Source organism: Mycobacterium sp. 4858 (genome assembly GCF_900240975.1).
Lineage (GTDB): Bacteria > Actinomycetota > Actinomycetes > Mycobacteriales > Mycobacteriaceae > Mycobacterium.
The window spans coordinates 1,615,055-1,637,552 of record NZ_LT968776.1; the positions used below are offsets into that span (position 1 = coordinate 1,615,055).

A 22,498-nucleotide genomic window follows, 5' to 3' on the forward strand; every position below is an offset into this window, starting at 1 on the left:
AAATTAGGCCGTCCCGAGGGCCCGGTCGAACCGCATCGTGACCCGGGTGCCCCCGGGCGTGCGAAGGGTGTCGACGTGGTCGGCCAGCCCGCCGATCAGGGAAAGACCCCGGCCACGGCGCCGGCTGCGCAGGCTGGCCGAGGAATCGCCGGCCCACCGGCCGGTGTCGCTGATCGTGACGGCGACCGTCCGCTGGTGCACGAAGGCCTCCAGGGAGACGGTCCGGCGGGACTCGCCGTCACTGCCGTGCTCGATCGCGTTGGTCACGGCTTCCCCGGTCGCCAGCAGGATGTCCAGTTCACGCTTCGGGACGACGCCGACCCGGGACAGCCAGGCGCGCAGCTGTTCCCGCACGACGGGAATCTGACCCGCCGCGGCCGTCACCACGGTGGCGAAGCTGCGCGCGGCTTCATGGCTCGGGCGCAGCGCCAGCACGACGACGTCGTCGCGGTAGCCGTCGGGCGGCGCCATCCGGGACAGCAGCTCGGCGCAGACGGACTCGACCGGCAGGTCGGCGCATTCGGCGGCCGCGGCCTTGAGCCGGGCCAGGCCGTCGTCGAGCGTCTCGCCGGCGCGCTCGATGAGTCCGTCGGTGTAGAGCAGGATCAGGCTTCCCGGCGGCATGCTCGACGTCGCGGTGGCGTCGGACGGATAGCTTTGCGCATCGTGTTCCTTGATGGCGACCGGCAGCCGCCGGCCGGCCGTCAGGAACACCGCCTGGTGGTCGGGCAGGACCAGCAGCGGGTAGGGATGGCCGGCGCAGCTGTAATTGACGGTGGCGCACCCGGTGTCCGGCTCGGTCGCGATCAGCGCGTAGGCCACCGTCGCGCAGCGCGCCCCCGCGACGCTGGCCCCGTACCGGTCCAGCGCGCCCAGCACCGCGCCCGGCTGGCCCGCGGTCAGGGCAGAGGCCGCCACCGCGGCGCGCAGCCGGCTCATCACGATCGCCGCGGGCAGGCCGTGGCCGACGACGTCGCCCACCGATATCCCGAGTCGGCTGCCGCGGTCCAGCGGGGTGACCGAATACCAGTCGCCGCCGACCCGCATCGCCTCTCCGGCCGGCTGGTACACGGCCGCCACCACGGCGGCCGTCGAGGCCCGGTCCAGATCCAGCAGGTGCTCTTGGAAGTCGACGGCGATGCGGTGTTCGCGCTCCATCACGCGGACCCGGTCCAGGGCCGACGACGTCAATTCGGCCACGCGGCTGAACGCGTCGAGCTCGGCGGCGTCGAACCGGCGGGGCGCGGGCCACAGCAGGGCCAGCACCCCGACGACGCGGCCCGAGTGGTCCCGCAAGGGCTGGGCGACGCTGGCGCGAACGCTGTCGGCGGTGTCCTGGACCGCGTGCTCGTAGCGCGGTGGCAGGTCGAGCGTGTCGGGGATGACCATCGGCTCGCCGGTGCGCACGACGTCGGCCCCCACCACCGGGGAGTCGAGCTCGGTGACGTGGTAGCGGTCACGCAGTTCTCCGGGCAGGTGGCCGGCGTACTCGAACCGGATGTGGCGATCGCCGTCGAGGACGCCGATCGTGACGGTGGCGGCGTCGGCCGAGCCGAACGGGGATTCCAGCAGGGCGTCCATGATGCCGGCGACCGAGTCGGTGGCCTGCAGCGCCGAGTCGAGGTGCACCAGGTCCGAGGCCGCGGCGCGACGCTGGCGGTCGCGTTCGCGGGCCGCCGCGGACAGCCGCGACTTCAGCCGGTCGACCAGCTCCCGGGAGCGGAACGGCTTGGGCAGATAGTCGTCGGCCCCACCGGCGTAGCCCTCGTCGACCGCCTCGGCCCCGGCCCGCGCGGACAGCATGAGCACGGGCGTGGCCGCCAGTTCCGGGTCGGCGCGGATGGCCGCCACCAGCCCAAAGCCGTCGATGCCCGGCATCATGACATCGGTGACGACCGCGTCGGGGCGCAGCTTCCGGGTCGCCGCGAGCGCCGACCTGCCGTCCGCGGCGAGGACCGTCTCCCAATGGGCCGACAGCACCCGGTCGAGATGGCCTCGCATGTCGGCGTTGTCGTCGGCGATCAACACCAGCGGCCGCCGCCTGTCGGGTGCGGCCGCCGGGCCCTCGCGGTGGTCGACCGGCGTCAGCCATTGCCGGGCCTCCGCCACGTACGGGTTGCTCTCGTCCAGCAACCCGGCGGGTGACTGGCCGGCCGCCATGCCGACGGATTGCGGCAGCCGGATGGTCACCGTCGTCCCGCGGTCCAATTCGCTGGCGATGCTTACGGTTCCGCTGTGCAGCTCGACGAGCCCGCGCACCAGCGAGAGCCCGATCCCGGTGCCCTCGACGCTGCGGCCGCGGAAGTTGTCGGCGCGGTAGAAGCGGTCGAACAGGCGGCCCAGGTCCTCGGCGGCGATCCCCACCCCGGTGTCGCGCATGGTGACGACGCAGTGGCCCGATTGGGCGCGCACACTGACCGAAATCGAGCCCCGCAGTGTGTATTTCACCGCGTTCGACAGCAGGTTGAGGATGATCGTCTCCCACATGCCCGGGTCGACATCGGCCAGCACGGGCGCGCTGTCCACGACGAGCTCGAGCCCCGCCCGATGGCAGAGCTCGGTGAAGGACGCCGCTATGTGGGCGGTCAGCGCCCCCACATCGGTACACGCCAACTTCGCGTTCCCGCGGCCCGCTTCGATCCGGGAGAAGTCGAGCAACGAGTCGACCAGGCGCTGCAGGCGCCGCGCGTTGCGGCCCGCCGTGCCAAGCCGATCCGCCAGCACGCTTCCCGGCGCCGCCTCGGACAGCGCATCGTCGAGCGGCCCGAGCAGCAGCGTCAGCGGGGTGCGGAACTCGTGGCTGACGTTGGTCAGGAACGCCGTCTTCGCCCGGTCCAATTCGGCCAGCGCGTCGGCCCGCTGCCGTTGCTGGTCGTAGGAGACCGCGGAGGCGAACGCCGCGGACAGCTGATCGGCGAGTAACTGGCAGAAGCCGCGATACATCGCATCGAGGGGCCGCCGCGGACTGACCCCGATCACCAACGCCCCGCCGCCCGAGGCCTCTCCGAGCGGCAATACCAGCGCCTGGCGGGGACATGCCTCACCGAAAAGCTCTGTGATGCCAGGGATTACGTCCTCGAGCCGGTCGATCACGCGCGCCGCCCGGTCGCGTGGGGTCTCGTCCCCACCTATGAGCCCGGCCAGCGAACCGGGCAGCACCGAGACAATCGCGGGGGTGGCCCCGCGCAGCGTGCTGGCGCGCGACCCGTCCCCGGCGTCCGCTACGTAGACGGCGATGAAGGGCAGGTCCAGGGGCTGCCCGCTGCAGACGGCGACGGCGCTGCCGACCGCGTCGTCGATGGTGTGCGCGTCCATCACGGCGGTCGCCACGGAGTTGAGCACGTGCAGGCGCCGCTCGCTCAGCACCCGGTCGGTGGTTTCGATCACCGCGCAGAAGACGGCGGTCACCGCACCCTCGCCGCCGATGATGGGGCTGTAGGTGAAGGTGAAGTACCGCTCCTGCGACCGGCCGCCGGTCATCAGCGGCAACATCAGGTCGTCGGACCACGTCGCGACGCCGGTGTCGATCACGCTGGTCAGCATCGGCGAAATCTGGGGCCAGATCTCCCACCACACCTGCTGCGCCGGGCAGCCCAGCGCGGCCGGATGCTTGTCCGCCAGGATCTGGGCGTAGGCGTCGTTGTACATCAGGAACAGATCCCGGGGCCCCAGCCAGAGCACGATGGGGAACCGCGAGGTCAAAGCGACGGCCACTGCCACCCGCACCTCGGCCGGCCAGTCCCGCGGCGAGCCCAATGGATGGGCGTCCCAGTCGAATTCGGCGAACCGGCGACCCATCTCGCCGCCCAAATCGACCGCAGCCGCCAAATCGGCCGGCAGCGCCGGGTTCATTGCCTTCGCTTGCGTTGCAGAGCCTCGAAAAGGGTGGGGTAGATGTCGAAGATGCGATCGAGTTCGGTCACCTCGATGGGGCGCAGCACTTGGTCGTGGTCCGCGACCAGGCGGACCGCCGTCCCGGCTTCCTTCCCTGCGTCGTGACACTCGAGCACGGCGTTCAACGCCGCGCTGCCGAAGAAGTCGACCGCCTGCAGGTCGACGACGACCAGCCGGGACGGATGGGTCTCGGCCAGCTTGAGCGCGGCGGTCAGGTGAGCGGTTACCTCATCGACGGTACTGGAGTCCACACCGCCCTTAACGCGCACGACCACAGCGTCCTCAAGTGCCTCGTGTTCCACCGCCAACACCTTCAACGCCTTTCGCCGCTCTTCGGGTCGCGCGGCATGCGCCGCCCCAGAGTGTCTAGGAACACTAACGGTTTGCGGGTTGCCGCGTTCGCGTATTCCTCTGGTTACCCAGCGGCCTCTGCGGATATCCGTTCGTGCACCGTGAGCAGCAGGTGATCAAACTGACTCTGCAGGGCGGCGGTCGAACCCTCCAGCGTTGCCACCTCGGCGAGCAGTTGCCTGGCCAGCGCCCGCAGCTTCACATTGGTCTCCTGCGACCGCCATTGCAGCACCCGAAACGCCTGCTCGGCGCTGACCCGGTAGACGTACATCAGCACGCCCTTGGCCTGTTCTATGGCCGCGCGGCTTTCGAAGAGGTCGGGGAGCGCCTCGTCGAGCACCTCCTGCCGGGCCTCGTCGAAGGTGTTGGCGAGGTCGATGTAATACCCGGCGGTGCCCACCACCGCGCCCGACTCATCGAGCATGCGGTCGGCGACGACGATCGCGTCGTGCACCTGGCCGGCCGTGTCGATGAACCGGTGCCGACTGGAGAAGGACTCCGCCGACTGCAGGGCGTAGTCGAGCACCTCCTGAACGTGCGCGCGGTCGTCGGGGTGCTTGTGCGACAGCAACAACTTCGTCGTCGGCTTGACGGTGCCCGGTTCGTAGCCGTGCATCCTGGCCACCTCGTCGGACCACTCCCAGCGCTCACCGATGAACCAGAAGCGGAAGGTTCCCACGTTGAGGTACCGGCCGACCGCCTCGACCGGGCTCGGCTGTTGGCCTCGGGGCCCGGCCGGTGGGGTCCCGGCCGCTCCCCCTTGCTCTTGCACGTTTGCATCCTCGCACTCGGGGGATACCACCGGCTACCGCCCTGGCCAAAAGGCCCGTCCACATGTCAGGCCGTCCGGGGTGGGGGTAACGTCGCGTGCGGACCATCCACAACGCGGGAGCGCACTCCAATGCGCTGAGAGGACGGCTCGGGGCCGTCGACCGTACGAACCTGACCGGGTAATGCCGGCGTAGGGAGATGAGAAATGACCTTGGAAAAAACGTCCGTCCTTTCCACAGCCGTCGAGGCTTCCGTCACCACCGGGCCCATCGCGGGCAGCAGCAAGGCCTACCGGGAGGTGGAGGCGCCCGGCACCGGTGCCCGCCTGAGGGTTCCCTTCCGGCGTGTGCACCTGTCCACCGGGGACCACTTCGACCTGTACGACACCTCCGGTCCCTACACCGACGCGGACGCGGTCATCGACCTGACGGCCGGGCTGCCGCCGCGGCCCGGCGTGGTCCGCGACCGCGGCACCCAGCTGCAGCGGGCCCGGGCCGGCGAGATCACCGCCGAGATGGCGTACATCGCCGCCCGTGAGGACATGCCCGCCGTGCTCGTGCGCGACGAGGTCGCCCGCGGGCGCGCGGTGATCCCGGCCAACCACAACCACCCCGAGATCGAGCCGATGATCATCGGCAAGGCCTTCGCGGTGAAGGTCAACGCCAACATCGGCAACTCGGCGGTGACGTCGTCGATCGCCGAGGAGGTCGACAAGATGGTGTGGGCCACCCGCTGGGGCGCGGACACGATCATGGACCTGTCCACCGGCAAGAACATCCACGAGACGCGCGAATGGATCCTGCGCAACTCCCCGGTGCCCGTCGGCACGGTGCCCATCTACCAGGCGCTGGAGAAGGTCAAGGGTGACCCGACGGAACTGACGTGGGAGATCTACCGCGACACCGTGATCGAGCAGTGCGAACAGGGCGTGGACTACATGACCGTGCACGCCGGCGTGCTGCTGCGGTACGTGCCGCTGACCGCCAAGCGGGTCACCGGCATCGTGTCCCGCGGCGGGTCGATCATGGCGGCCTGGTGCCTGGCGCATCACCGGGAGTCGTTCCTCTACACCAACTTCGAGGAGCTGTGCGACATCTTCGCCCGTTATGACGTCACCTTCTCGCTCGGTGACGGCCTGCGGCCGGGCTCGATCGCCGACGCGAACGACGCCGCGCAGTTCGCCGAGCTGCGCACCCTGGGCGAGCTGACGAAGATCGCGAAAGCCCGTGGCGCACAGGTGATGATCGAGGGCCCGGGTCACGTCCCGATGCACAAGATCGTGGAGAACGTGCGACTGGAAGAGGAGCTCTGCGAGGAGGCCCCGTTCTACACGCTGGGCCCGCTGGCCACCGACATCGCGCCGGCCTACGACCACATCACCTCGGCGATCGGCGCGGCGATCATCGCCCAGGCCGGCACGGCGATGCTGTGCTACGTCACGCCCAAGGAGCACCTGGGGCTGCCGGACCGCAAGGACGTCAAGGACGGGGTGATCGCCTACAAGATCGCCGCCCACTCCGCCGACCTGGCCAAGGGGCATCCGCGCGCGCAGGAGCGCGACGACGCCCTATCGACCGCACGGTTCGAGTTCCGCTGGAACGACCAGTTCGCGTTGTCGCTGGATCCCGACACCGCAAAGGAATTCCACGACGAGACGCTGCCGGCCGAACCCGCCAAAACGGCGCACTTCTGCTCGATGTGCGGGCCCAAGTTCTGCTCCATGCGGATCACCCAGGACGTCCGCGACTACGCCGCCGAGCACGGCCTCGACAGCGAGGAAGCCATCGAAGCCGCCATGCAGGAGAAGTCGCAGGAGTTCGCCGAGCACGGCAACCGGGTGTACCTGCCGATCACCCAGTGAGCTACCTGCCGCTCGCACCGCCGGGCAGCACGCCCCTGCGGGTGCTGACCATCGCCGGGTCCGACTCGGGCGGCGGCGCCGGCATCCAGGCCGACCTGCGCACCATGGCGCTGCTGGGCGTGCACGCCTGCGTGGCGGTCTCCGCGGTGACCGTGCAGAACACGTTGGGGGTCAAGGGCTTTCACGAGGTGCCCGACGACGTCGTCGCGGCCCAGATCGATGCGGTGGTCACCGACATCGGCGTCCAGGCCGCCAAGACCGGGATGCTGGCGTCGTCGGCCATCATCGGCGCCGTCGCAACCACCTGGCGCCGGCTGGGGTTGACGCTTCCGCTCGTCGTCGACCCGGTGTGCGCATCCATGCACGGCGACGCGCTGCTGGAGGTGGCTGCGTTGGATTCCCTTCGCGACCAACTGTTCCCGTTGGCCACGCTGGTGACGCCGAACCTCGACGAGGTGCGGCTGCTGGTGGGCATCGACGTCGTGGACGCGGAGTCGCAGCGGGCGGCCGCCAAGGCGCTGCACGCGCTGGGACCGCGCTGGGTGCTGGTCAAGGGCGGCCACCTCCGGTCGTCGGACCGCAGCTGCGACCTGCTCTATGACGGCAGCGGGTTCCACGAGTTCGACTCGGAGCGCTTGCCCGGCGGCAATGACCACGGCGGCGGCGACACGCTGGCCACGGCCGTGGCGTGCGCGTTGGCGCACGGGTACCCCGTTCCCGAAGCCGTCGGTTTCGGGAAGCGTTGGGTCACCGAATGTTTGCGCGCCTCCTACCCGCTGGGCCACGGCCACGGCCCCGTCTCCCCGTTGTTCCGGTTGACGTGAACCTGGAACAGATCGCCGGTGTGGCGCACGAACCCGACGGCCCACCCGCCGGAGTGGTGGTGCTGACGCATGGCGCCGGCGGCAACCGGGATTCGCCGTTGCTGCAACAGGTTTGCGACGAATGGGCGCGCCGCGGCTGGCTGGCGGTCCGGTACAACCTGCCCTACCGGCGACGCCGGCCCACCGGACCACCGTCCGGCTCAGCGGCCACCGACCGCGCCGGGATCGTCGAGGCGATCACGCTGTGCCGCGGCCTGGCCGACGGTCCGCTGATCGCCGGCGGGCACTCCTACGGCGGACGGCAGACGTCCATGGTGGTGGCGGCCCGCGAAGCGCCCGTCGACCTGCTGAGCCTGTTCTCCTACCCCGTGCATCCGCCGGGGAAGCCGGAGCGGACCCGCACCGAACACCTGCCCGACATCAGGGTTCCGACGGTGTTCACGCACGGGACGTCGGACCCCTTCGGCACGCCCGACGAGCTGCGCGCCGCCGCCGCGCTGGTCTCCGGCACGACCGCGGTCGTCGAGATCGCCGGGGCGCGACACGATCTGCGGTCCAAGACCCTGAACGTGGCGGCGCTGGCGGTCGACGCCGCGCTGCAGCTGCTCGGGCGCAATTAGACAGCTCAGACTGGACAGTTTTGGCTGTCTAATTTAGGCTGGTGTCGTGGACGGCATCAGCGAATCGGCAGCCGCGGCGGCCCGCGATCTGCGGGTGGTCTTCAGCCGGTTGCGGCGCCGATTGAGGGACCTCGCCACGGACGACGACCTCAGTCCCTCGCAGACGGCGGTGCTCAACCGGCTCTGGAAGGAGGGCGCCTCATCGGCGAGCGCCCTGGCCTCCGCGGAGCGGGTACGTCCACAGTCCATGGCCACGGTAGTGGCCGCCCTCGAGCAGCGCGGGCTCATCGAGCGCCAACCCGATCCGGACGACGGGCGGCGGCAACTGATTTCGCTGACCACGGCGGGCCGGCGACGCGCCGAAAGCAACCGGCAGGTCCGCGAGGAGTGGCTGGCACGCGCCATCCACGAGCGGTATTCCGAACGCGAGCGTCGCGTCATCCTCGACGCGCTGACGCTGCTCGAGCGCTTGACCGAATAACGAGAGGACAAGGGCAGCAATGGAACTGGCAATACACTTTATCGACTTTCTGCCCGGCGACCCGGCGGCGCTGGGCCCCACGCTGGCCGACGCGGCGAAGGCCGCCGAGCAGGGCGGGGCGACGCTGTTCACGCTGGCCGACCACTTCTTTCAGATGGAGGCCGTGGGACGCGCGGAGGACCCGTTCCTGGAGGGCTACACGTCGCTGGGTTTCCTCGCCGCGCAGACCACCAGGATCGACCTGAGCCTGCTGGTCACCGGCGTCACGTACCGCTATCCCGGCCTGCTGGCCAAGGCGGTCACCACGCTCGACGTCCTGTCGCAGGGCCGCTCGATGCTGGGCCTTGGCGCGGCCTGGTACGACCGCGAGCACGCTGCGCTCGGCTTCCCCTATCCCCCGGTGAGCCAGCGCTTCGAGATGCTCGAAGAGACGCTGCAGATCTGTCAGCAGATGTGGAGCGGCAACGACGGGCCCTACCAGGGCAAGCATTACCAGCTGGCCGAGACCATTTGTTCGCCGCAACCGATTCGCCGCCCGCCGATCCTGATCGGCGGGGACGGCGAGAAGAAGACCCTGCGCCTGGTCGCGCAGTACGCCGACATCTGGAACAGCACCACCAGCGACGTTGACGAGCTCAGGCACAAGATCGAGGTGCTACACCGCCACTGCGAGGCGGTCGGCCGCGACCCGGGCGAGATCCGCAAGACGGTGGGCCATTTCGTGAATCCCTTCGAGGACCCCGACGGTTACTTCAAGACCGCCGAGCGCTACGCCGAACTGGGCGTCGAGATGGTCAACGCCGGCCCGTTCCCGGGCAACCCCGATCCGGTCGGCTTCATCCGCCGCCTCGGCGACGAAGTGGTACCCAAGCTCGCCCAAATCGGTTGATAAGGCTGCCGTTCGGTCATCCCGGATAGCGGGAGTAGCAGGCGTCCATGTTGCCTGTCGCGCCGCCGCGAAAGGCCGCTATCCGGGTGAAACCGGCCGGCACGCTGGTGCCGTCGGCGTCACTGGCGACGAGGTGGTTGGTGAGCAACCCCGCCACCGCCTCGTCGAGATCGCCGGCCGTCAGCAGCAGCTGCTTCTGCGACGACAGCTCGATGGGCTCGGCCATCTTGCGGTGCACCACGCCGGTCAGGCACGCGGTGCGCAGCGCGGTCCACGGGCTCTGCATGGCCAGCCCGCGTTCGTGCTGCACGGCCAGCGCGTAGCGCGACATCACGACCGAGAGCGCGGTGTCGTCGCCCTGCGGCAGGGTCTGTTCGTTCTCGTCGGCGACCTTGCCCATCGCCGCCAGCTTGGGCAGGTCCACCACGATCGTGTTGGTGGCCGGGCAGTAGGACGCCGGCGGGCTGGCCTTGGCGTCCGGGCAGTCGGCCGCCTGGTAGGACAGCGCCGGCGGATTCTTCGGGGAGAACACCTTTCCCAGGAGTTCCATCAGGGTGGACAACGTGTCCTGGTCGAGCGGCACCTCACCGGTCTCGGGGTTCCCGGTGCTGGTGTCGACCCGCAGCGCGTTGGGCAGGTCGCCGCGGCGCTGTTCGATCTCCGCCTTGTCGATCCCCGCGCAGGCCGGGGCGCCGTCGATGAACCCCATCTGGAAGGCGCTGATCCGGTCGAGGGCCGACCCGTGTTCGTCGTCGTTCTCGGTGTCGCTGTCCAGGACGGGGTCCCGGGTGGTGATGATGCCCGCCAGCACGTGGTCCAGTCCGTCGGCGGTGCTCAGCGTGAACCGCGGCGACTTGCCGTCGGCCACCCAGAACAGGTAGACGCCCGCGAAGCAGTCGGCCTGCTGCTCGCGCACGATCGTGGGGTCTCGCTTGGTCACCAGCTTTGCCATGGTCTGCAGGGCATGGCCGAATTCGTGGGCCAGCACCCCGTTGACCGACATGTCGCCGAAATACCGTTGCGCGACGGACATGAACACCCCGCGGTCCCACGCGATCAGGTTGCAGCGCGACGTGTAGAACGCGTTGACCAGTTTGTAGGTGTCGTTGTGGCAAACGATGGGGCTGGCCGGATCGTTGGAGTTGTAGGACACCATCTTGCCGACCGGAACGAACGTTCCCTTCAGCGACTGGCCGTAAACCGACTTCCAGTAGTCCTCGATGTCGTTGACCGACAGCAACGACAACTTGTCGATCGCGCCGTTGTCGGTGTTGACCACCGTGCCCGTCGGGTCGGGCGCGTTGCTGCGGATCCCGCTGGGGCCGTTGGTGGCGGGCAGGCCGCCCACCCGGAACGGGTCGTTGAGCATCGACAGCGCCCGCCCGTCGACGAAGGATGCGCAGCCGGCCACCACGATTGCCGCCGCCGCGCAGCTTGACGCCGCCCGCAGCAAGGTGGCCGCCCCGCGGGGGCGGCCACCGGTCGGCTGACGTCGATTGCGCGCGCGGCTGTTCATCCCAACCTCATCCCGACCGGCTGCAGGGCAGCACCAAAGCGTCTCATTCTAGAGCGGCTGGCTAACTGTGACAGCCCGAATGCGCATGCCGGTAGCACACCGACCACGACGGCAGGGGCGCACGGTTACCCGCGGGTGACCGTGCGGAACCCAGCCGTCTCCGGCGGGCGGTCACGGTGGAGGCAGCGAACTCTCAGGGGCGCGGCGCGGGTGTCTGCTGAGGTCCGGCCGGGCCACCCGGGCCCATCCCGCCGGGGCCCATCATCCCGCCCGGGCCCATCATTCCCGGCCCCATCATTCCGCCGGGCTGCATCATCGGGCAGGTGCCGGCCCGCCCGCCGCCGTACCCGTGGCGCCACCCGTCGTGGCCACCGGAGGACCAGCCCAGGAGCAGCCCCGAGAAGAAGACCACCGCGACGACGAACACGACGCCGGCGACGATGACCACCCACGCGGCCGCTTGACCCAGCCGACTGTGTGCGCCGACTCGATGTTCGACATTGGATTCAGGAGTTTGCGTCATGCCCCGAACGATGGCACACATATACCCACCGGGGGTAGGGACCATTGGCCCTAGAATGGGCGACGCGCCTGTGGTCGGCTTACGCTTGTTGCGCGGGAGACGTCCGAAAGGATGCGGCGATGGCTGAGTTGACGCGGCGGGCGGCACTCGCCGCCTTCGGCGCTCTCGGCGCGGGCAGCATCCTGGGGTTGGGATTGCTGCGGCGCGGCCTTCAGTCGATGGCCGTACGCCTCACCGACGGCGGCGGTTTCATGGGCGCCGGCCACATGGACATGAGCCGCTACATGGAAATGTTCATGCGGCACAGCGAAATCGACCGTGTGGTCGAGGACATTCCCGGCGGCGTGCGCACCACCACCGAATCGGCGTCGCCGGACCTGGCGGCCCAACTGCAGGCGCATGTTTCGAGCATGTACGCCCACCTCGATCAGGGCACCGAAGTCAGCTGCATGAGCCAAAGCCTGCCGACCCTTTTCCGGCAGGCCGGCGGTTACCGCCGCAAGCTCACCCTCACCCCCAAGGGCGTGATCGCCGAGGAGACCGCCGACGATCCGGCCCTCACCGATGTCATCCGTGCGCACGCGCGGGAGGTCACCGGCTTCGTCGCGGAGGGCATGCCCGCGATGATGCAGCAGATGATGGGTCAGGGCCGGATGGGTTGCGGCGGGATGATGGGGCCGCGCAGGCCTTAGAAGGGCGGCGGCTCGTCGTCGTCCGGTGGCGCGGGGCCCCCGGGTGAAGCGTGGGCGGCCAAGCGGCGCCGCCGGTTCCGCTGGCGTTCGGTGGCGATGTGCTGGGCCCGGTTCCGGGCGCGGGTGCGGGTGCGGAGCGGCATCGTTGCCGTGCGCTCGCCGTAGCACTCCCGCTCGGCGGGAGTGGGCACGTCGCCGGTGGGCGCGCACAGGGTCGGGAACAGCAGCGCGCTGCCGGGGGTGGTGACGTAGCGGTGTCCGTCAGGCAGCCGCCAGATGACGGTGCCGTCGGGCAATTGCTCGTCGCGCCAGCCCCAGAACGTCTTCAGCAAATGATGTTGGCGGCAAAGGCATTTCAGGTTCGACGGATGCGTCACACCACCATCGGAGTACGGGATCGTGTGGTCGATGTCGCAGTCGGCAGCAGGACGGTCACACCCCGGCGCCCGACACGTCAAATCCCGGCACCGCACGAAGTCGGCCAGCCGGGTCGAGGGCATGTAGCGCGGTTCGGCCTGCGCCGGAACGCGCAGCGGCACCAGCCGCGCCGACCGGGCCAGCTCGGCGATCAGCTCGGCAGAGATCAGCCCGTCGGCGCCCAGCTCCGAACCCGGAGCCGACCCCCGGCCCCGGACGCCGGCCCGCTCGGCGACGACATGGATGACGACCGGCGTTGCCGCCGGCCGCTTTCCGGCCGCACAGTCGGCGCGCCCACAGCGACAGCCCAGCCGATCCGCCGCGGCCGCCAGCGCTCCCAGCGCGTCGGCGCGCCGCTGGTCGCGGCTGCGCGGGTCGTGCTCACACACCGTGTCCGCCAACGCATCCAACCGCTTGTCCAAGGCGTGGGCGTCGGGACTGAACAGGCTGCCGTGGATTTCCGACATGCCGCCCTCGAGATCCTCGATCCCGACGCAACGCTCGGCCCGGGACTGGTCGTGGCGGCGCACCGCATCGACGTCGGCCTTGGCCACGATCTTGTCCACCTCGCCGGCCAGCCGGCCCCGCGTCATCGAGGGCCACCGCGCCGCGCGCATCGCCAGCTCGGCGTCCACGGCGGCCAACACGGCGGCGTCGGTGATCAAGTCGGTGCGGTACACGATGGTCTGAAACAGCCGAAAACCGATGCCGCCGGCCCGAAAGACGGCCGCCACCCGTGGCAGTCGTTGACGCATGGCGAGCGCGTACTTCATGAAGCTGCCCGCCATGGCCAAGCTGACGCGGAAGGCCGCGGCCACCTCGGCACCCACCGCCGCCCAGGTGTCCACCGCCCAATCCGACTCCTCACCGCACTGGGCACGGCGCAGTTCGAACAGGTCCCCGATGGCATCCAACCGATCCGCCACCACCTGCGCCTCCAGTCGCCACGACGCGCACATCCGGTTCACCAGCGCGCGCGACCGCTCGCACTGCGGGGGCTCCCAATACTCGTGCACGCGGGTATCGAACATAGGTTCGATAATAGCCGGACGGGCCGACGCGCGTATCGCCCGATGCCGCCGGTTGTGGATAACCAGCGTCAGCCTCCCCCGCCGAAGCCCATCGCGACGAAGGCGGCGACCACCAACGCTGCCAGCATCACGATTTCGGGCCACGGTCGCCACGGCCGGGCTTCGATGGCATAGGACATGACCTTGATCGGCCCGGCCGGCGACGGGGGTTCCTGCTCGCGGGTCAACGGTTCGTGGAACTGATGAAAATACAGTTGGATCAGTGTCGCGCCGACCCACAGCCCGATGAGGAAACTCACCGGCTTCACCCCGGCGAGGAACAGCACGATCACCATCGCGGCGGCGAGGATGAGTGACGCCGCATCCGATTTCGCCGTCGCCCGGACCTTGCCGCCGTAGGCCTTGTCCAGCGCGGCGCGGCGACGCCGGTAGGGCAGCATGAAGAACGTGAACTTGGCGAGGATGTGCACACCGGCCAGGACGGCGAGCACGGTAGCTGCGATGGTCACCGACCCAGTCTCACAGGACGAGAGCCGGATTGCGTCAGGGCACCCGGGTCCGATGCCGCTTGTCGTGCGGCGGCACGCCGTTGACGCCGCCGATCGACTGGGCGTAGCTGCCCACCGCGTAGGCGGCGCCGGAACCCATGACGGCCAACGCATCCCGGTTGATGTTGTCGACGGTCTCGCGGGGGCCCTGGTAATTGGGGTCGAACGGGACGCCGGCTTGCCCGCCCCATAGTCGGGCCTGCACCGTCGTCTTCTGCTGCGTGGAGCCGGCGGTCAAGCCCCCGATCGGCACGCCCGCGACCATGAAGGGGTGGTAGTCGGCGAGGGTGCTCAGCGGCATGTCGGCGGGCCGCTTGCCGGCCAGGTTCAGATACCCGGCCAGGGTGCGCTCGATGCCGGCCGACCCGTCGGGGACGTCGGCGTAGGTCACCCCGGGCGCCGGCGGCCCGGACTGATCGCCGTCGTCGGTGAAGAAACCGGCGTTGGGAGATCCGAGCGCGGTGAAGTTGAGGTACATCGCGATGTCGTTGAGTTGGTCGACGTTCATGCCGAACACGTAGTCCATGACGCCGTTGAGCCCGTCTTCGTCGGCGCCCCAGAACGCGAACCGCACCGCGTTGTTCACCGGCGCCAGGGGGCCCAGCTGCAGCGCCGTTTCCAGCACCGCGGCCACCCCGGTCCCGTCGTCGTTGATGCCGGGGCCGCCGCGCGGGCCGTCGAGATGCGCGCCGACCATGACCACTTCGTGTGGCGACCCGGTCTTGGTCTGCGCCAGCACGTTTCGCGACGTGATGGTGATGTTACGGGCGTCGAGCACCAGGTGGACGGGCGCGCTCGCGCCGGCGAGCGCGGCCGCGACGGAGGGACCGGCCACCGCGACCGGCACGGTCAGCTGCTTGAAGTAGCCTGGCGTGAACAACGTGGGCGGGGCGCCCTGCCCAGACGGCGCGCTGAGCACGACCAGGGCGGCCGCGCCCTTGACCACCGCGGCGTTCTGCTTGTCGACCACCGAGCAACGCGCGTCGTCGACGACGGCGATCGAGCCCTTGGGCAGCGCGGAAGGGTAATCGCCGGCCGCACAGCCCGACGGCTGGCCGGGCCGGACCGGTAGGCCGGTCAGGCCGCTGGGCGGTGTCTGCACCAGCAACGAGGCCTGGTCGACGGTGTAACTGCGGCCGGCGACCGTCACCGCCGGCCTGCCCGGGGAGACGGTGTACAGCCGGTCGAACTGGGGCGTCACCACCTCGAAACCCCTGTCGCGCAAGGCTTTCGCCACGTAGTCGACGCTGGCGTCGTAGCCCGGGGTGGCGTCCGCCCGGTTGCCCTTGTTGGCGTCGGCGATGTGCTGCAGCGCGCGCAGGTGGGCGAGCATCCCGTCGGCGGTCACTTTCGCCGCCAGGGTGCGGCCCAGATCCGGTGCGGCAGAGGGAGATCCGGGCCGGGGCGACGAGCATCCGGCCAGCAGCGCGGCCGCGAGCAGCAAGGTCACCCCCAGACGGCGGGTCATGGCTTGGTAAGGACGTGACGTGTGCGGTCCTCCATCGTGGGCATCCCGTTGTGACCGCCGATGTCCTGGGCGTAGAGACCGACGGCGTAGGCGACGCCGCCGCCGTTGACGCCCAGTGCCGACCGGTCGACGTGTTCGAGGGTGTCGGTCCTCTGGTGATAGTTGGGGTCGAAAGGCTGGTCGGCCGTCCCGCCCCAGAGCTTGGCCTGCTCGGCGGACATCTTGGCCTCGGCGCCGGAGAACAGGCCGCCGGCGGGGACGCCCGCGAGGGTGAACCCGTCATAGTCGGAGCGGCCGTCGAACGCCGTGTCCTGCGCGGTCTTCCCGGCGGACTTCAGGTAGGCCACCAGCGTGCGCTCGATGCCGGCCGACCCCTCGGGTACCACCGGCTGACCGCGGGCGTCGGCAGGCAGCGATTGGTCCCCGTCATAGGTGAAGTAGCCGGGATTGGGCGACGCGAGCATGTCGAAATTCAGGTACAGCGCAATGCTTTTGAGCGCGGTCAGGTCCAGCGACTCGACGTAGTCGCGCGATCCGATCAGGCCGAGTTCCTCCGCACCCCAGAACCCGAACCGCACCGCGTTGCGCACCTGCGGCGAACTCCCCAGCCGCAGCGCGGTTTCCAACACGGCCGCCACCCCCGAGCCATTGTCGTTGATGCCCGGCCCGTCGGGCACGCTGTCCAGGTGTGCGCCCGCCATGACGACGTTGGCCGTCGACCCCGTCTTGGTCTGCGCGATCACGTTGCGGGCCTTGAAGCTCTGCACGCTCGCGTTCAGCTTGATGGTGGCGGGCCCGGGCCGGGTGCGCAATTGCACGCCCACCGACTTGGTCACGCCCACCACCGGGATCTTGACGTATGTGTCCGGCCCCAGGGTGCCACCCATCTTCTGCTCGTCGACGTTGTCGGCGACGATCATCGCGACCGCGCCGTGCTGCGCCGCGACGTCCTCCTTCTGGGCGAAGGGGCAGGTGCCGCGGTCCACCAGCACCACGGCCCCCTGCACCGGCAGGTTCCCGTAATCCGACGCCGCGCAACCGAGAGCGTTGCTGGCGGGCAGGGCCACGAGCGGCCCGCTCACCCCGTCCGGCGGGGTCCCGAGGCTGAAGTCGAGCGCGTGCGCCTCCACCTCCACACCACCGACCGTCACCACCGGCTTGTCCCCGTGGAACACCCGCGCCGAGAACTCGGGGGTGGCCACGTCGAAACCGCTGCCGCGCAACGCGTTTACCACGTAGTCGACGCTGGCCTCGTAACCGGGGGTGCCCACCGCCCGGGTGCCGTTGTTGGCGTTGGCAATGTCCTGCAGCTTTGCCAGGTGGGCCATCATCGCGTCGGTCGTGACTTTGTCGTGCAACGCGCCGGCGAACTTGACCGCGTCCGGGTTACCGGTCGCCGGTTGCGCGTGCCGGTGAAAGCAGCCGGCCGAGAATGCGGTCAGGACGACCATGACAAGCGCCGCCGGGATCGTCGCGCGTTTCTTCACCATCGCGCCCCAGGTTAGACCGCGTCGCGAGCGGCCGGGATCAGGACACGGCGGTATCAGACGTAGAGCGCAGTGAACGGCGCAAAGGGAATGTTGCGCACCACAAACCACGCCGCGACCAGCACCAGCGTCACGACCGCGGCCCAGCGGCGGTGTTGCCAGCTGCGGACGCGCCTGCCCGCCAGGCGTCCATAGGTCCAGGCGAGGTACGCCCACACCAACAGCACGACGGCCGCCAGGCCCAACGCATTGAACCTGGCGGCCGCCATCAGGTTGCCGTGCATCAGGGAATACAGCATGCGCAGGCTGCCGCATCCCGGACAGTCGATTCCCAACAGCGCCTTGGTGGGACACACCGGCAGCGGCCCGTTGGGGGTGGTCGGGTCACCCGCCCAGATGACGGCGCACATCAACGTCGCGGAAGCCGCCACCACCAGGGGTGCTCCCAGACTCTGCGGCGCCGACCCTTGGCGGGTCACCATGGTCGCGAACCGGGCTTAGAACATCGCGGCGAGTGCCGCGTTGGTGTTCGTGTTGAGCGCGCCGACCGCCATCAAGATGCCGTAGATGATGGCGACGACGACACCGATGACGGCCGACCAGATCACCCACTTCTTGGCGCTGTCGGCGGATGCCTGTGCCTCGGCGTAACGACCCTGTGCCCAAAGACCATTGACTTGGCTGGACTTGACGATCGCCACGATCCCGAACGGGAGGCAACAGAACAGGGTCACCAGGATCGACCACACCAAGTAGTTGTTCGGCGCCTGCCCGGCGGGCTGCTGCGGCGGATAACCAGGCGGCGGAGGGGGTGGTGCCGGCGGTTGGGTCATGAATTCTCCAGTCCCGAGAAGTTAGCTGGCGTGAAGCGGTGCTAACCATACCCGAGCACAGTCGCGGCGGCACTAGCAATTTGAAAATCCGCTTTTGAACCGCCGGCGCGCGGCGCACGCCCTCCCGCGAGGGTTTCCCGGCCAGGGCGGGCCGGCCACGCGAAAACAATTGACGGTCATGACCTTTCGGAACGGCCGTTGCGTGACCGTCACGCTGCGGCGTCGAGAAGGATGCCCAGACAGACAATTTCCAGCGGAATGTGTTGCTTTGTCACGACATAGCTCTACGATCCCTAGTTAGCGGAAGCGTGTTTCTCCGGTGAGCGACGCCGGTTCGACAACCGCCTAGGAGTCACAGGATGTTGCATCCCAGCAACGCGCTGCGGACCGCGACTGCCGCGGTGCTGGCGGGCGCTGTCGCCTTAGCGGGCACGGGCACCGCAACCGCGGATCCCGCCAATGCGGGTAGCCCGTCGGACGTCAACACGCTCGCGGCGTCGCTGTCGAAGGGATATGGGCTGAACAACTGCACTCCCCAGAGCGTCACCACCGGCGAGCTGGCGTCGCTGACCTGCGCGCAGAGCCCCGACCCGAGCGGCCCGGTCCAGGCCAAGTACATCCTGTTCAACAACGCCGACAACCTGGCCGGCTCATTCAAGGCGAGCATCAAAGACGACGTGCTGGGCACGTGCGGCGACAGCGGCCAGTCCCCCACCAACTGGCACCAGGGCAGCAACAGCGGCAACGCCGGCCAGGTGGCGTGTGGGACGTATCAGAACGCCGCCGAGATCATCTGGACCACGGACTCGAAGAACATCTTGAGCTACATCCGCGGGTCCAACACCGACGCCGCGGCGCTGTACCAGTGGTGGCGCGCCAACGGCTGACGTTCTTAGTTGGGGGGCAACGGGTTTCTGCATCACCCATCCATCAACCGCAGGGAGTCAACGAAATGTCACATCTCACCACCGCGCTGCGAGCCGTGTCGGCGGCGCTCTTCACCGGCAGCCTGGCTCTGGCGGGTAGCGCACCCGCGCTCGCCGAACCCAACACCGGCAGCGCGGCCGACATGAACACGCTGGCCGCCAATCTCTCGAAGGGTTACGGCCTCAACAACTGCAAGCCGCAGGAGTTGACCGAATCCGGCGAACTGGCCGAGCTGCTGTGCGGGCAGAGCCCCGACCCCAGCGGACCGGGCTCCGGTGTCTACGCCCTCTTCTCCAACGGCACGAATCTGGCCTCGGCGTTCAGTTCCACCATCAAGGACGTGTCGCTGGCCGCGTGCGGGGACGCCGGGCAGTCGCCGGGGACCTGGAAGCAGAACGGCCAGACGGGCGGGCAGATCGCCTGCGGCACCTACAAGAACTACGCGACGTTGACCTGGACCACCGACGCCAAGAACGTGCTGGGCCACCTCACCTCGTCCAACGCCGACGTCAACGCGCTCTACCAGTGGTGGCGCACGAACGGCTGACCCGTCAGCACAGCGCGGCCACCAGCTCGGCGACGGCGCGCATGCCGGCGGCGTTCGGGTGCAACGGCGCCGCCCGGCCCGGCAGCGGCACACCGGGTCTGGTGGTCCAGGGGGCGGCCGACCACGCGTGGTGATCCCGGCTGGCCGCCGCGGCGCGCACCACGTCGCAGCCGGTCGCGCTGGCCGCGTCGGCCGTGAGCCGTTCCAGCGTCGCGGCCACGTGGCGACCGAGGTCGGCGTCCGCGTCGCAAAGCGGGGCCGCCGGCGTGCCCGCGGGCGGCAGGACGGTCAGGTAGTCGACGAAGAAGACCCGGGCCTGCGGGGCGCGTTCGCGCGCCGCGTGACCGACCGAGCACAGCGATTCGAAGACCGCGTCAAGGGCCCGGCTCCGCGCATCGGGGTCCAGCAGCTCGGCAATGCGCCCGCGCAGCACCGGCAGCCGCCGGAACCGACGGGGCAGGGAAGCGGCCATCAGCAGCGGGATGTAGCCGACGTCGTTGCCGCCGATGGTGATCGTCACCAGCGATTCCGAGCCGTCGAGGGCGGTGATCTGGGGCGGCGCGCCGCGCTGGCGGTCGGCGAGCACGTGGGCGGTGGTCGCGCCGGAAAAGGTGACGTCTACCAGTTCGAGGCCGCAGCGCTGCGCGACCAGATGCGGATAGTTGCGGGCCGACCGGCCCGAGCCCAAGGGCGCGTTCGCGGCCCGGGGCCGGATGCCGGGACCGGCCGCCATCGAACTTCCCAGCGCCACATACCGTTTCATCGATCGGGACTGGATGCCTGGGCCCAGAAACGTTTGGGGATCCGCCCGGCCCGGCGGGCCAGATAGCCGGCGGTGACGGCGGCGGCCATCGCGGCCGCCATCGCCGCCGGATCGGCGGCCCGGGTCACTGCGGTGGCCAAAAGCACGGCGTCGCAACCCAGTTCCATCGCCAGCGCGGCGTCGCTGGCGGTGCCGATGCCGGCGTCGAGCACCACCGGGACCCCGGCCCGGGCGACGATCATCTCGATGTTGTGCGGGTTGGTGATGCCCAGGCCGGTGCCGATCGGCGAGCCGAGGGGCATGACCGCCGCGCATCCGGCGTCCTCGAGCCGGCGCGCCAACACCGGGTCGTCATTGGTGTAGGGCAGCACGACGAACCCGTCGTCGACCAGTTGCTCTGCCGCCCGGACCAATTCGACCGCGTCGGGCAACAGCGTGCGTTCGTCGGCGATGACCTCCAGCTTGACCCAGTTGGTGTTCAGCGCCTCGCGCGCCAGCCGCGCGGTGAGCACCGCCTCGGCCGCGCTGCGGCACCCCGCGGTGTTGGGCAGCGGCACGATGCCGAGCCGGTTGAGCAGGTCCAGCAGCCCGGTCCCGCCCTCGGCGTCGACGCGCCGCATCGCCACGGTGGTCAGCTCGGTACCCGAGGCGACCAGCGCCTCTTCCAGCGCGGCCAGGCTACTCGCTCCCCCGGTGCCCATGATGAGGCGCGAGGAGAAGCTGCGATCGCCGATCGTGAGCTTTGACTCAGCCACCCTGCACCGCCGTCACCACCTCGAGTCGAGCGCCATCGAAAAGTGTTGTCGTCCAACTGGACCGGGGCAACACGGCGTCACCCATCGCCACCGCGACACCGCGGTCGGGGTAGCCCAGCGACTCCAGCAGCGCGGCCACCGTGGTCTGTTCGTCGACCTCGACCTTCCGCTCGTTCACCATGACGATCATGACCGAACTCCGACGGGGGCCAGTTGGGAGAGGATTTCTTCCGCGGTCCACGGCGCCAGCAGGAACCCGGACCGGCCGTGTCCGCCGGCGACCAGGGTTCGCTCGTCGAGGCGCCGCACCAGCGGCAGGTTATCGGGTGTCATCGGGCGCAGCCCGGCGGCGCACTCGGCCAGCTCGTACTCGCCCAGCGCCGGCAAGACCGCGCAGGCGTCGTCGAGCAGGTCGCGCACTCCGGAGACGACCGGGGCGGTGTCGCGCCCATGCTCGTACTGGGTGGCCCCGACCACCACCCCGTCGGCGCGCGGAACCAGGTAGACCTGCCGCCCGCGCACCCGGGCGCGAATGACGCGCTGCGGCACCGGCATACACCCGCGCCGCCAGCGCAGGCGCAGCACCTCCCCCTTGACCGGCCGCACGGGCAGGCCCGGCCACAACGCGGGGGCGTCGATGCCGTTGGCGATCACCACCGCGTCGCCGTCGACCGTTAGGTCGTGCGCAGGCCCCGCCCAGCGCACCCCGAGGCGCTCGCACTCCGCCGAGAGGGCTTGCAGCACCGCGCGGTTGTCCACCGCCAGCTCGGTGGGCGCCCGAAAGCCGTGCCGGATGCCCTGGGCCAGCTGCGGTTCCAGATCCCTGGCGGCCGACTCCCAGACCACCGGATGCCCCTGCTCGGACAGCCAGTCGGCGACGGTGCGCAGGTCCGCGACGTCGGCCCGGTCGACGGCCACCACCAGCGATTCCCGGGCGGTGACCACCTGCGGCGGCAGGCCGTCGAGGAAGCCCTCGCGCCACAGCCGCAGCGACTCGCACCCGAGCCGCAACAGCCGTTCCTCACCGGGCCAGCCCTCGCTGTGCGGGGCCAGCATGCCGCCGGCCACCCAGGACGCGCCCTGGTCGGTGGTGCGGTGCACGCGCACCGACCACCCGGCCTGCGCGGCGCGGCGCGCCACCGCCAGCCCGATGACGCCGCCGCCGATGACGGCCAGCGACCCAAGGTCTGTCGGCATTCCTGGCCTCCCTTCGCCGGCATGACCCGGATCAGGTGTGACGGTAAGGGCAGGCGCGCCCACTCTCAGACCCCGTTCCCGGGACTCCCGTGTCTGCAAGTTC

23 protein-coding genes and 2 riboswitches are annotated in these 22,498 nt (G+C 69.8%); of the genes, 8 read left to right on the plus strand and 15 right to left on the minus strand.

Annotation, left to right across the window (positions count from 1 at the left end; genetic code table 11):
• Nucleotides 1-3 precede the first annotated feature (3 nt).
• The 3 genes from C1737_RS16200 to C1737_RS16210 all read right to left on the minus strand — a co-directional run bounded on the left by C1737_RS16200 (nucleotide 4) and on the right by C1737_RS16210 (nucleotide 5,017).
• Nucleotides 4-3,852 carry a SpoIIE family protein phosphatase gene (locus C1737_RS16200; protein WP_102418886.1) on the minus strand — a complete coding sequence of 1,283 codons (3,849 nt, stop codon included), beginning with the start codon at nucleotides 3,850-3,852 and terminating at the stop codon, nucleotides 4-6.
• Nucleotides 3,849-4,211 carry an STAS domain-containing protein gene (locus C1737_RS16205; RefSeq protein ID WP_102418887.1) on the minus strand — a complete coding sequence of 121 codons (363 nt, stop codon included), beginning with the start codon at nucleotides 4,209-4,211 and terminating at the stop codon, nucleotides 3,849-3,851. The genes C1737_RS16200 and C1737_RS16205 overlap by 4 nt, the downstream gene beginning before the upstream one ends.
• A gap of 98 nt (nucleotides 4,212-4,309) precedes the next feature.
• Entirely contained in the window at nucleotides 4,310-5,017 is a 708-nt protein-coding gene (locus C1737_RS16210; protein WP_067921808.1) for a PAS and ANTAR domain-containing protein, read from the minus strand.
• 103 nt (nucleotides 5,018-5,120) lie between these two features.
• Nucleotides 5,121-5,230: riboswitch (TPP riboswitch) on the plus strand.
• Here C1737_RS16210 and thiC point away from each other — a divergent pair.
• The 5 genes from thiC to C1737_RS16235 all read left to right on the plus strand — a co-directional run bounded on the left by thiC (nucleotide 5,222) and on the right by C1737_RS16235 (nucleotide 9,691).
• On the plus strand, nucleotides 5,222-6,877 hold the full coding sequence (thiC, locus tag C1737_RS16215; protein ID WP_067921811.1) for a phosphomethylpyrimidine synthase ThiC: 1,656 nt from the start codon (nucleotides 5,222-5,224) through the stop codon (nucleotides 6,875-6,877). Its footprint overlaps the riboswitch before it by 9 nt.
• Nucleotides 6,874-7,701, plus strand: coding sequence for a bifunctional hydroxymethylpyrimidine kinase/phosphomethylpyrimidine kinase (gene thiD, locus C1737_RS16220; RefSeq protein WP_102418888.1), 828 nt, complete (start codon nucleotides 6,874-6,876; stop codon nucleotides 7,699-7,701). The genes thiC and thiD overlap by 4 nt, the downstream gene beginning before the upstream one ends.
• On the plus strand, nucleotides 7,698-8,321 hold the full coding sequence (locus tag C1737_RS16225) for an alpha/beta family hydrolase (RefSeq protein ID WP_102418889.1): 624 nt from the start codon (nucleotides 7,698-7,700) through the stop codon (nucleotides 8,319-8,321). Before thiD ends, C1737_RS16225 begins: the two co-directional genes overlap by 4 nt.
• Before the next feature lie 46 nt (nucleotides 8,322-8,367).
• Nucleotides 8,368-8,802, plus strand: a complete 435-nt coding sequence (locus tag C1737_RS16230; RefSeq protein WP_067921818.1) for a MarR family winged helix-turn-helix transcriptional regulator — start codon at nucleotides 8,368-8,370, stop codon at nucleotides 8,800-8,802.
• Nucleotides 8,803-8,821: 19 nt separating this feature from the next.
• Nucleotides 8,822-9,691: an LLM class F420-dependent oxidoreductase gene (locus C1737_RS16235; protein ID WP_102418890.1), complete on the plus strand. Its 870-nt coding sequence runs from the start codon at nucleotides 8,822-8,824 to the stop codon at nucleotides 9,689-9,691.
• Between the two features lie 16 nt (nucleotides 9,692-9,707).
• Here the strand turns inward: C1737_RS16235 and C1737_RS16240 are convergent, their stop codons facing one another.
• Together C1737_RS16240 and C1737_RS16245 are read right to left on the minus strand one after the other, a co-directional pair.
• Complete coding sequence (locus tag C1737_RS16240) at nucleotides 9,708-11,207, minus strand: peptidase (RefSeq protein ID WP_233214772.1); 1,500 nt, start codon at nucleotides 11,205-11,207, stop codon at nucleotides 9,708-9,710.
• A 193-nt stretch (nucleotides 11,208-11,400) separates the two neighbouring features.
• Nucleotides 11,401-11,730, minus strand: coding sequence for a hypothetical protein (locus C1737_RS16245; protein WP_102418891.1), 330 nt, complete (start codon nucleotides 11,728-11,730; stop codon nucleotides 11,401-11,403).
• A 119-nt stretch (nucleotides 11,731-11,849) separates the two neighbouring features.
• On the opposite strand from C1737_RS16245, the gene C1737_RS16250 reads away from it, so the two are divergent.
• A complete protein-coding gene (locus C1737_RS16250) occupies nucleotides 11,850-12,422 on the plus strand; it encodes a hypothetical protein (protein WP_102418892.1) in 573 nt (190 codons plus the stop codon).
• Here C1737_RS16250 and C1737_RS16255 read toward each other — a convergent pair.
• The 6 genes from C1737_RS16255 to C1737_RS16280 form a co-directional block, all read right to left on the minus strand.
• Nucleotides 12,419-13,870 carry an HNH endonuclease signature motif containing protein gene (locus C1737_RS16255; RefSeq protein WP_102418893.1) on the minus strand — a complete coding sequence of 484 codons (1,452 nt, stop codon included), beginning with the start codon at nucleotides 13,868-13,870 and terminating at the stop codon, nucleotides 12,419-12,421. The two genes, C1737_RS16250 and C1737_RS16255, sit on opposite strands and share 4 nt — an antisense overlap.
• A 68-nt stretch (nucleotides 13,871-13,938) precedes the next feature.
• Nucleotides 13,939-14,379 (minus strand): hypothetical protein, encoded by a 441-nt coding sequence (locus C1737_RS16260; RefSeq protein ID WP_142393466.1) that lies wholly within the window; start codon nucleotides 14,377-14,379, stop codon nucleotides 13,939-13,941.
• A gap of 34 nt (nucleotides 14,380-14,413) precedes the next feature.
• Nucleotides 14,414-15,886 (minus strand): M28 family peptidase, encoded by a 1,473-nt coding sequence (locus C1737_RS16265; protein WP_102418895.1) that lies wholly within the window; start codon nucleotides 15,884-15,886, stop codon nucleotides 14,414-14,416.
• The gene (locus C1737_RS16270; protein ID WP_102418896.1) at nucleotides 15,883-17,376 is read right to left on the minus strand and encodes a M28 family metallopeptidase; all 1,494 of its coding nucleotides are present in this window, start codon (nucleotides 17,374-17,376) and stop codon (nucleotides 15,883-15,885) included. Before C1737_RS16270 ends, C1737_RS16265 begins: the two co-directional genes overlap by 4 nt.
• A gap of 53 nt (nucleotides 17,377-17,429) precedes the next feature.
• A complete protein-coding gene (locus tag C1737_RS16275; RefSeq protein ID WP_102418897.1) occupies nucleotides 17,430-17,855 on the minus strand; it encodes a DUF2752 domain-containing protein in 426 nt (141 codons plus the stop codon).
• Between the two features lie 15 nt (nucleotides 17,856-17,870).
• Nucleotides 17,871-18,206 carry a CD225/dispanin family protein gene (locus C1737_RS16280; RefSeq protein WP_067927030.1) on the minus strand — a complete coding sequence of 112 codons (336 nt, stop codon included), beginning with the start codon at nucleotides 18,204-18,206 and terminating at the stop codon, nucleotides 17,871-17,873.
• A 359-nt stretch (nucleotides 18,207-18,565) separates the two neighbouring features.
• Between C1737_RS16280 and C1737_RS16285 the strand changes: the two genes are divergently transcribed.
• Nucleotides 18,566-19,093, plus strand: a complete 528-nt coding sequence (locus C1737_RS16285; RefSeq protein WP_067927028.1) for a serine/threonine protein kinase — start codon at nucleotides 18,566-18,568, stop codon at nucleotides 19,091-19,093.
• Between the two features lie 65 nt (nucleotides 19,094-19,158).
• Nucleotides 19,159-19,680: a serine/threonine protein kinase gene (locus C1737_RS16290; RefSeq protein WP_067927025.1), complete on the plus strand. Its 522-nt coding sequence runs from the start codon at nucleotides 19,159-19,161 to the stop codon at nucleotides 19,678-19,680.
• A 4-nt stretch (nucleotides 19,681-19,684) separates the two neighbouring features.
• Here the strand turns inward: C1737_RS16290 and C1737_RS16295 are convergent, their stop codons facing one another.
• From C1737_RS16295 to thiO, 4 genes are all read right to left on the minus strand, one after another.
• Entirely contained in the window at nucleotides 19,685-20,443 is a 759-nt protein-coding gene (locus C1737_RS16295) for an SGNH/GDSL hydrolase family protein (protein WP_067927022.1), read from the minus strand.
• Nucleotides 20,440-21,198, minus strand: coding sequence for a thiazole synthase (locus tag C1737_RS16300; RefSeq protein WP_067927020.1), 759 nt, complete (start codon nucleotides 21,196-21,198; stop codon nucleotides 20,440-20,442). Before C1737_RS16300 ends, C1737_RS16295 begins: the two co-directional genes overlap by 4 nt.
• Nucleotides 21,191-21,388, minus strand: coding sequence for a sulfur carrier protein ThiS (thiS, locus tag C1737_RS16305; protein WP_067927017.1), 198 nt, complete (start codon nucleotides 21,386-21,388; stop codon nucleotides 21,191-21,193). Before thiS ends, C1737_RS16300 begins: the two co-directional genes overlap by 8 nt.
• Nucleotides 21,385-22,395, minus strand: a complete 1,011-nt coding sequence (thiO, locus tag C1737_RS16310) for a glycine oxidase ThiO (RefSeq protein ID WP_102418898.1) — start codon at nucleotides 22,393-22,395, stop codon at nucleotides 21,385-21,387. Before thiO ends, thiS begins: the two co-directional genes overlap by 4 nt.
• Nucleotides 22,386-22,496: riboswitch (TPP riboswitch) on the minus strand. (Overlaps the previous gene by 10 nt.)
• Nucleotides 22,497-22,498: the final 2 nt, after the last annotated feature.

Excerpts from the sequence above, each read along its gene's own strand:
- C1737_RS16285 (WP_067927028.1), top strand. The coding sequence starts at position 18,566 with ATGTTGCATCCCAGCAACGCGCTGCGGACCGCGACTGCCGCGGTGCTG.
- C1737_RS16275 (WP_102418897.1), bottom strand. The coding sequence starts at position 17,855 with ATGGTGACCCGCCAAGGGTCGGCGCCGCAGAGTCTGGGAGCACCCCTG.
- C1737_RS16270 (WP_102418896.1), bottom strand. The coding sequence starts at position 17,376 with ATGGTGAAGAAACGCGCGACGATCCCGGCGGCGCTTGTCATGGTCGTC.
- C1737_RS16235 (WP_102418890.1), top strand. The coding sequence starts at position 8,822 with ATGGAACTGGCAATACACTTTATCGACTTTCTGCCCGGCGACCCGGCG.
- thiS (WP_067927017.1), bottom strand. The coding sequence starts at position 21,388 with ATGATCGTCATGGTGAACGAGCGGAAGGTCGAGGTCGACGAACAGACC.
- C1737_RS16245 (WP_102418891.1), bottom strand. The coding sequence starts at position 11,730 with ATGACGCAAACTCCTGAATCCAATGTCGAACATCGAGTCGGCGCACAC.
- C1737_RS16265 (WP_102418895.1), bottom strand. The coding sequence starts at position 15,886 with ATGACCCGCCGTCTGGGGGTGACCTTGCTGCTCGCGGCCGCGCTGCTG.
- thiC (WP_067921811.1), top strand. The coding sequence starts at position 5,222 with ATGACCTTGGAAAAAACGTCCGTCCTTTCCACAGCCGTCGAGGCTTCC.
- C1737_RS16200 (WP_102418886.1), bottom strand. The coding sequence starts at position 3,852 with ATGAACCCGGCGCTGCCGGCCGATTTGGCGGCTGCGGTCGATTTGGGC.
- C1737_RS16290 (WP_067927025.1), top strand. The coding sequence starts at position 19,159 with ATGTCACATCTCACCACCGCGCTGCGAGCCGTGTCGGCGGCGCTCTTC.
- C1737_RS16250 (WP_102418892.1), top strand. The coding sequence starts at position 11,850 with ATGGCTGAGTTGACGCGGCGGGCGGCACTCGCCGCCTTCGGCGCTCTC.
- C1737_RS16295 (WP_067927022.1), bottom strand. The coding sequence starts at position 20,443 with ATGAAACGGTATGTGGCGCTGGGAAGTTCGATGGCGGCCGGTCCCGGC.
- C1737_RS16240 (WP_233214772.1), bottom strand. The coding sequence starts at position 11,207 with ATGAACAGCCGCGCGCGCAATCGACGTCAGCCGACCGGTGGCCGCCCC.
- C1737_RS16280 (WP_067927030.1), bottom strand. The coding sequence starts at position 18,206 with ATGACCCAACCGCCGGCACCACCCCCTCCGCCGCCTGGTTATCCGCCG.
- C1737_RS16255 (WP_102418893.1), bottom strand. The coding sequence starts at position 13,870 with ATGTTCGATACCCGCGTGCACGAGTATTGGGAGCCCCCGCAGTGCGAG.
- thiO (WP_102418898.1), bottom strand. The coding sequence starts at position 22,395 with ATGCCGACAGACCTTGGGTCGCTGGCCGTCATCGGCGGCGGCGTCATC.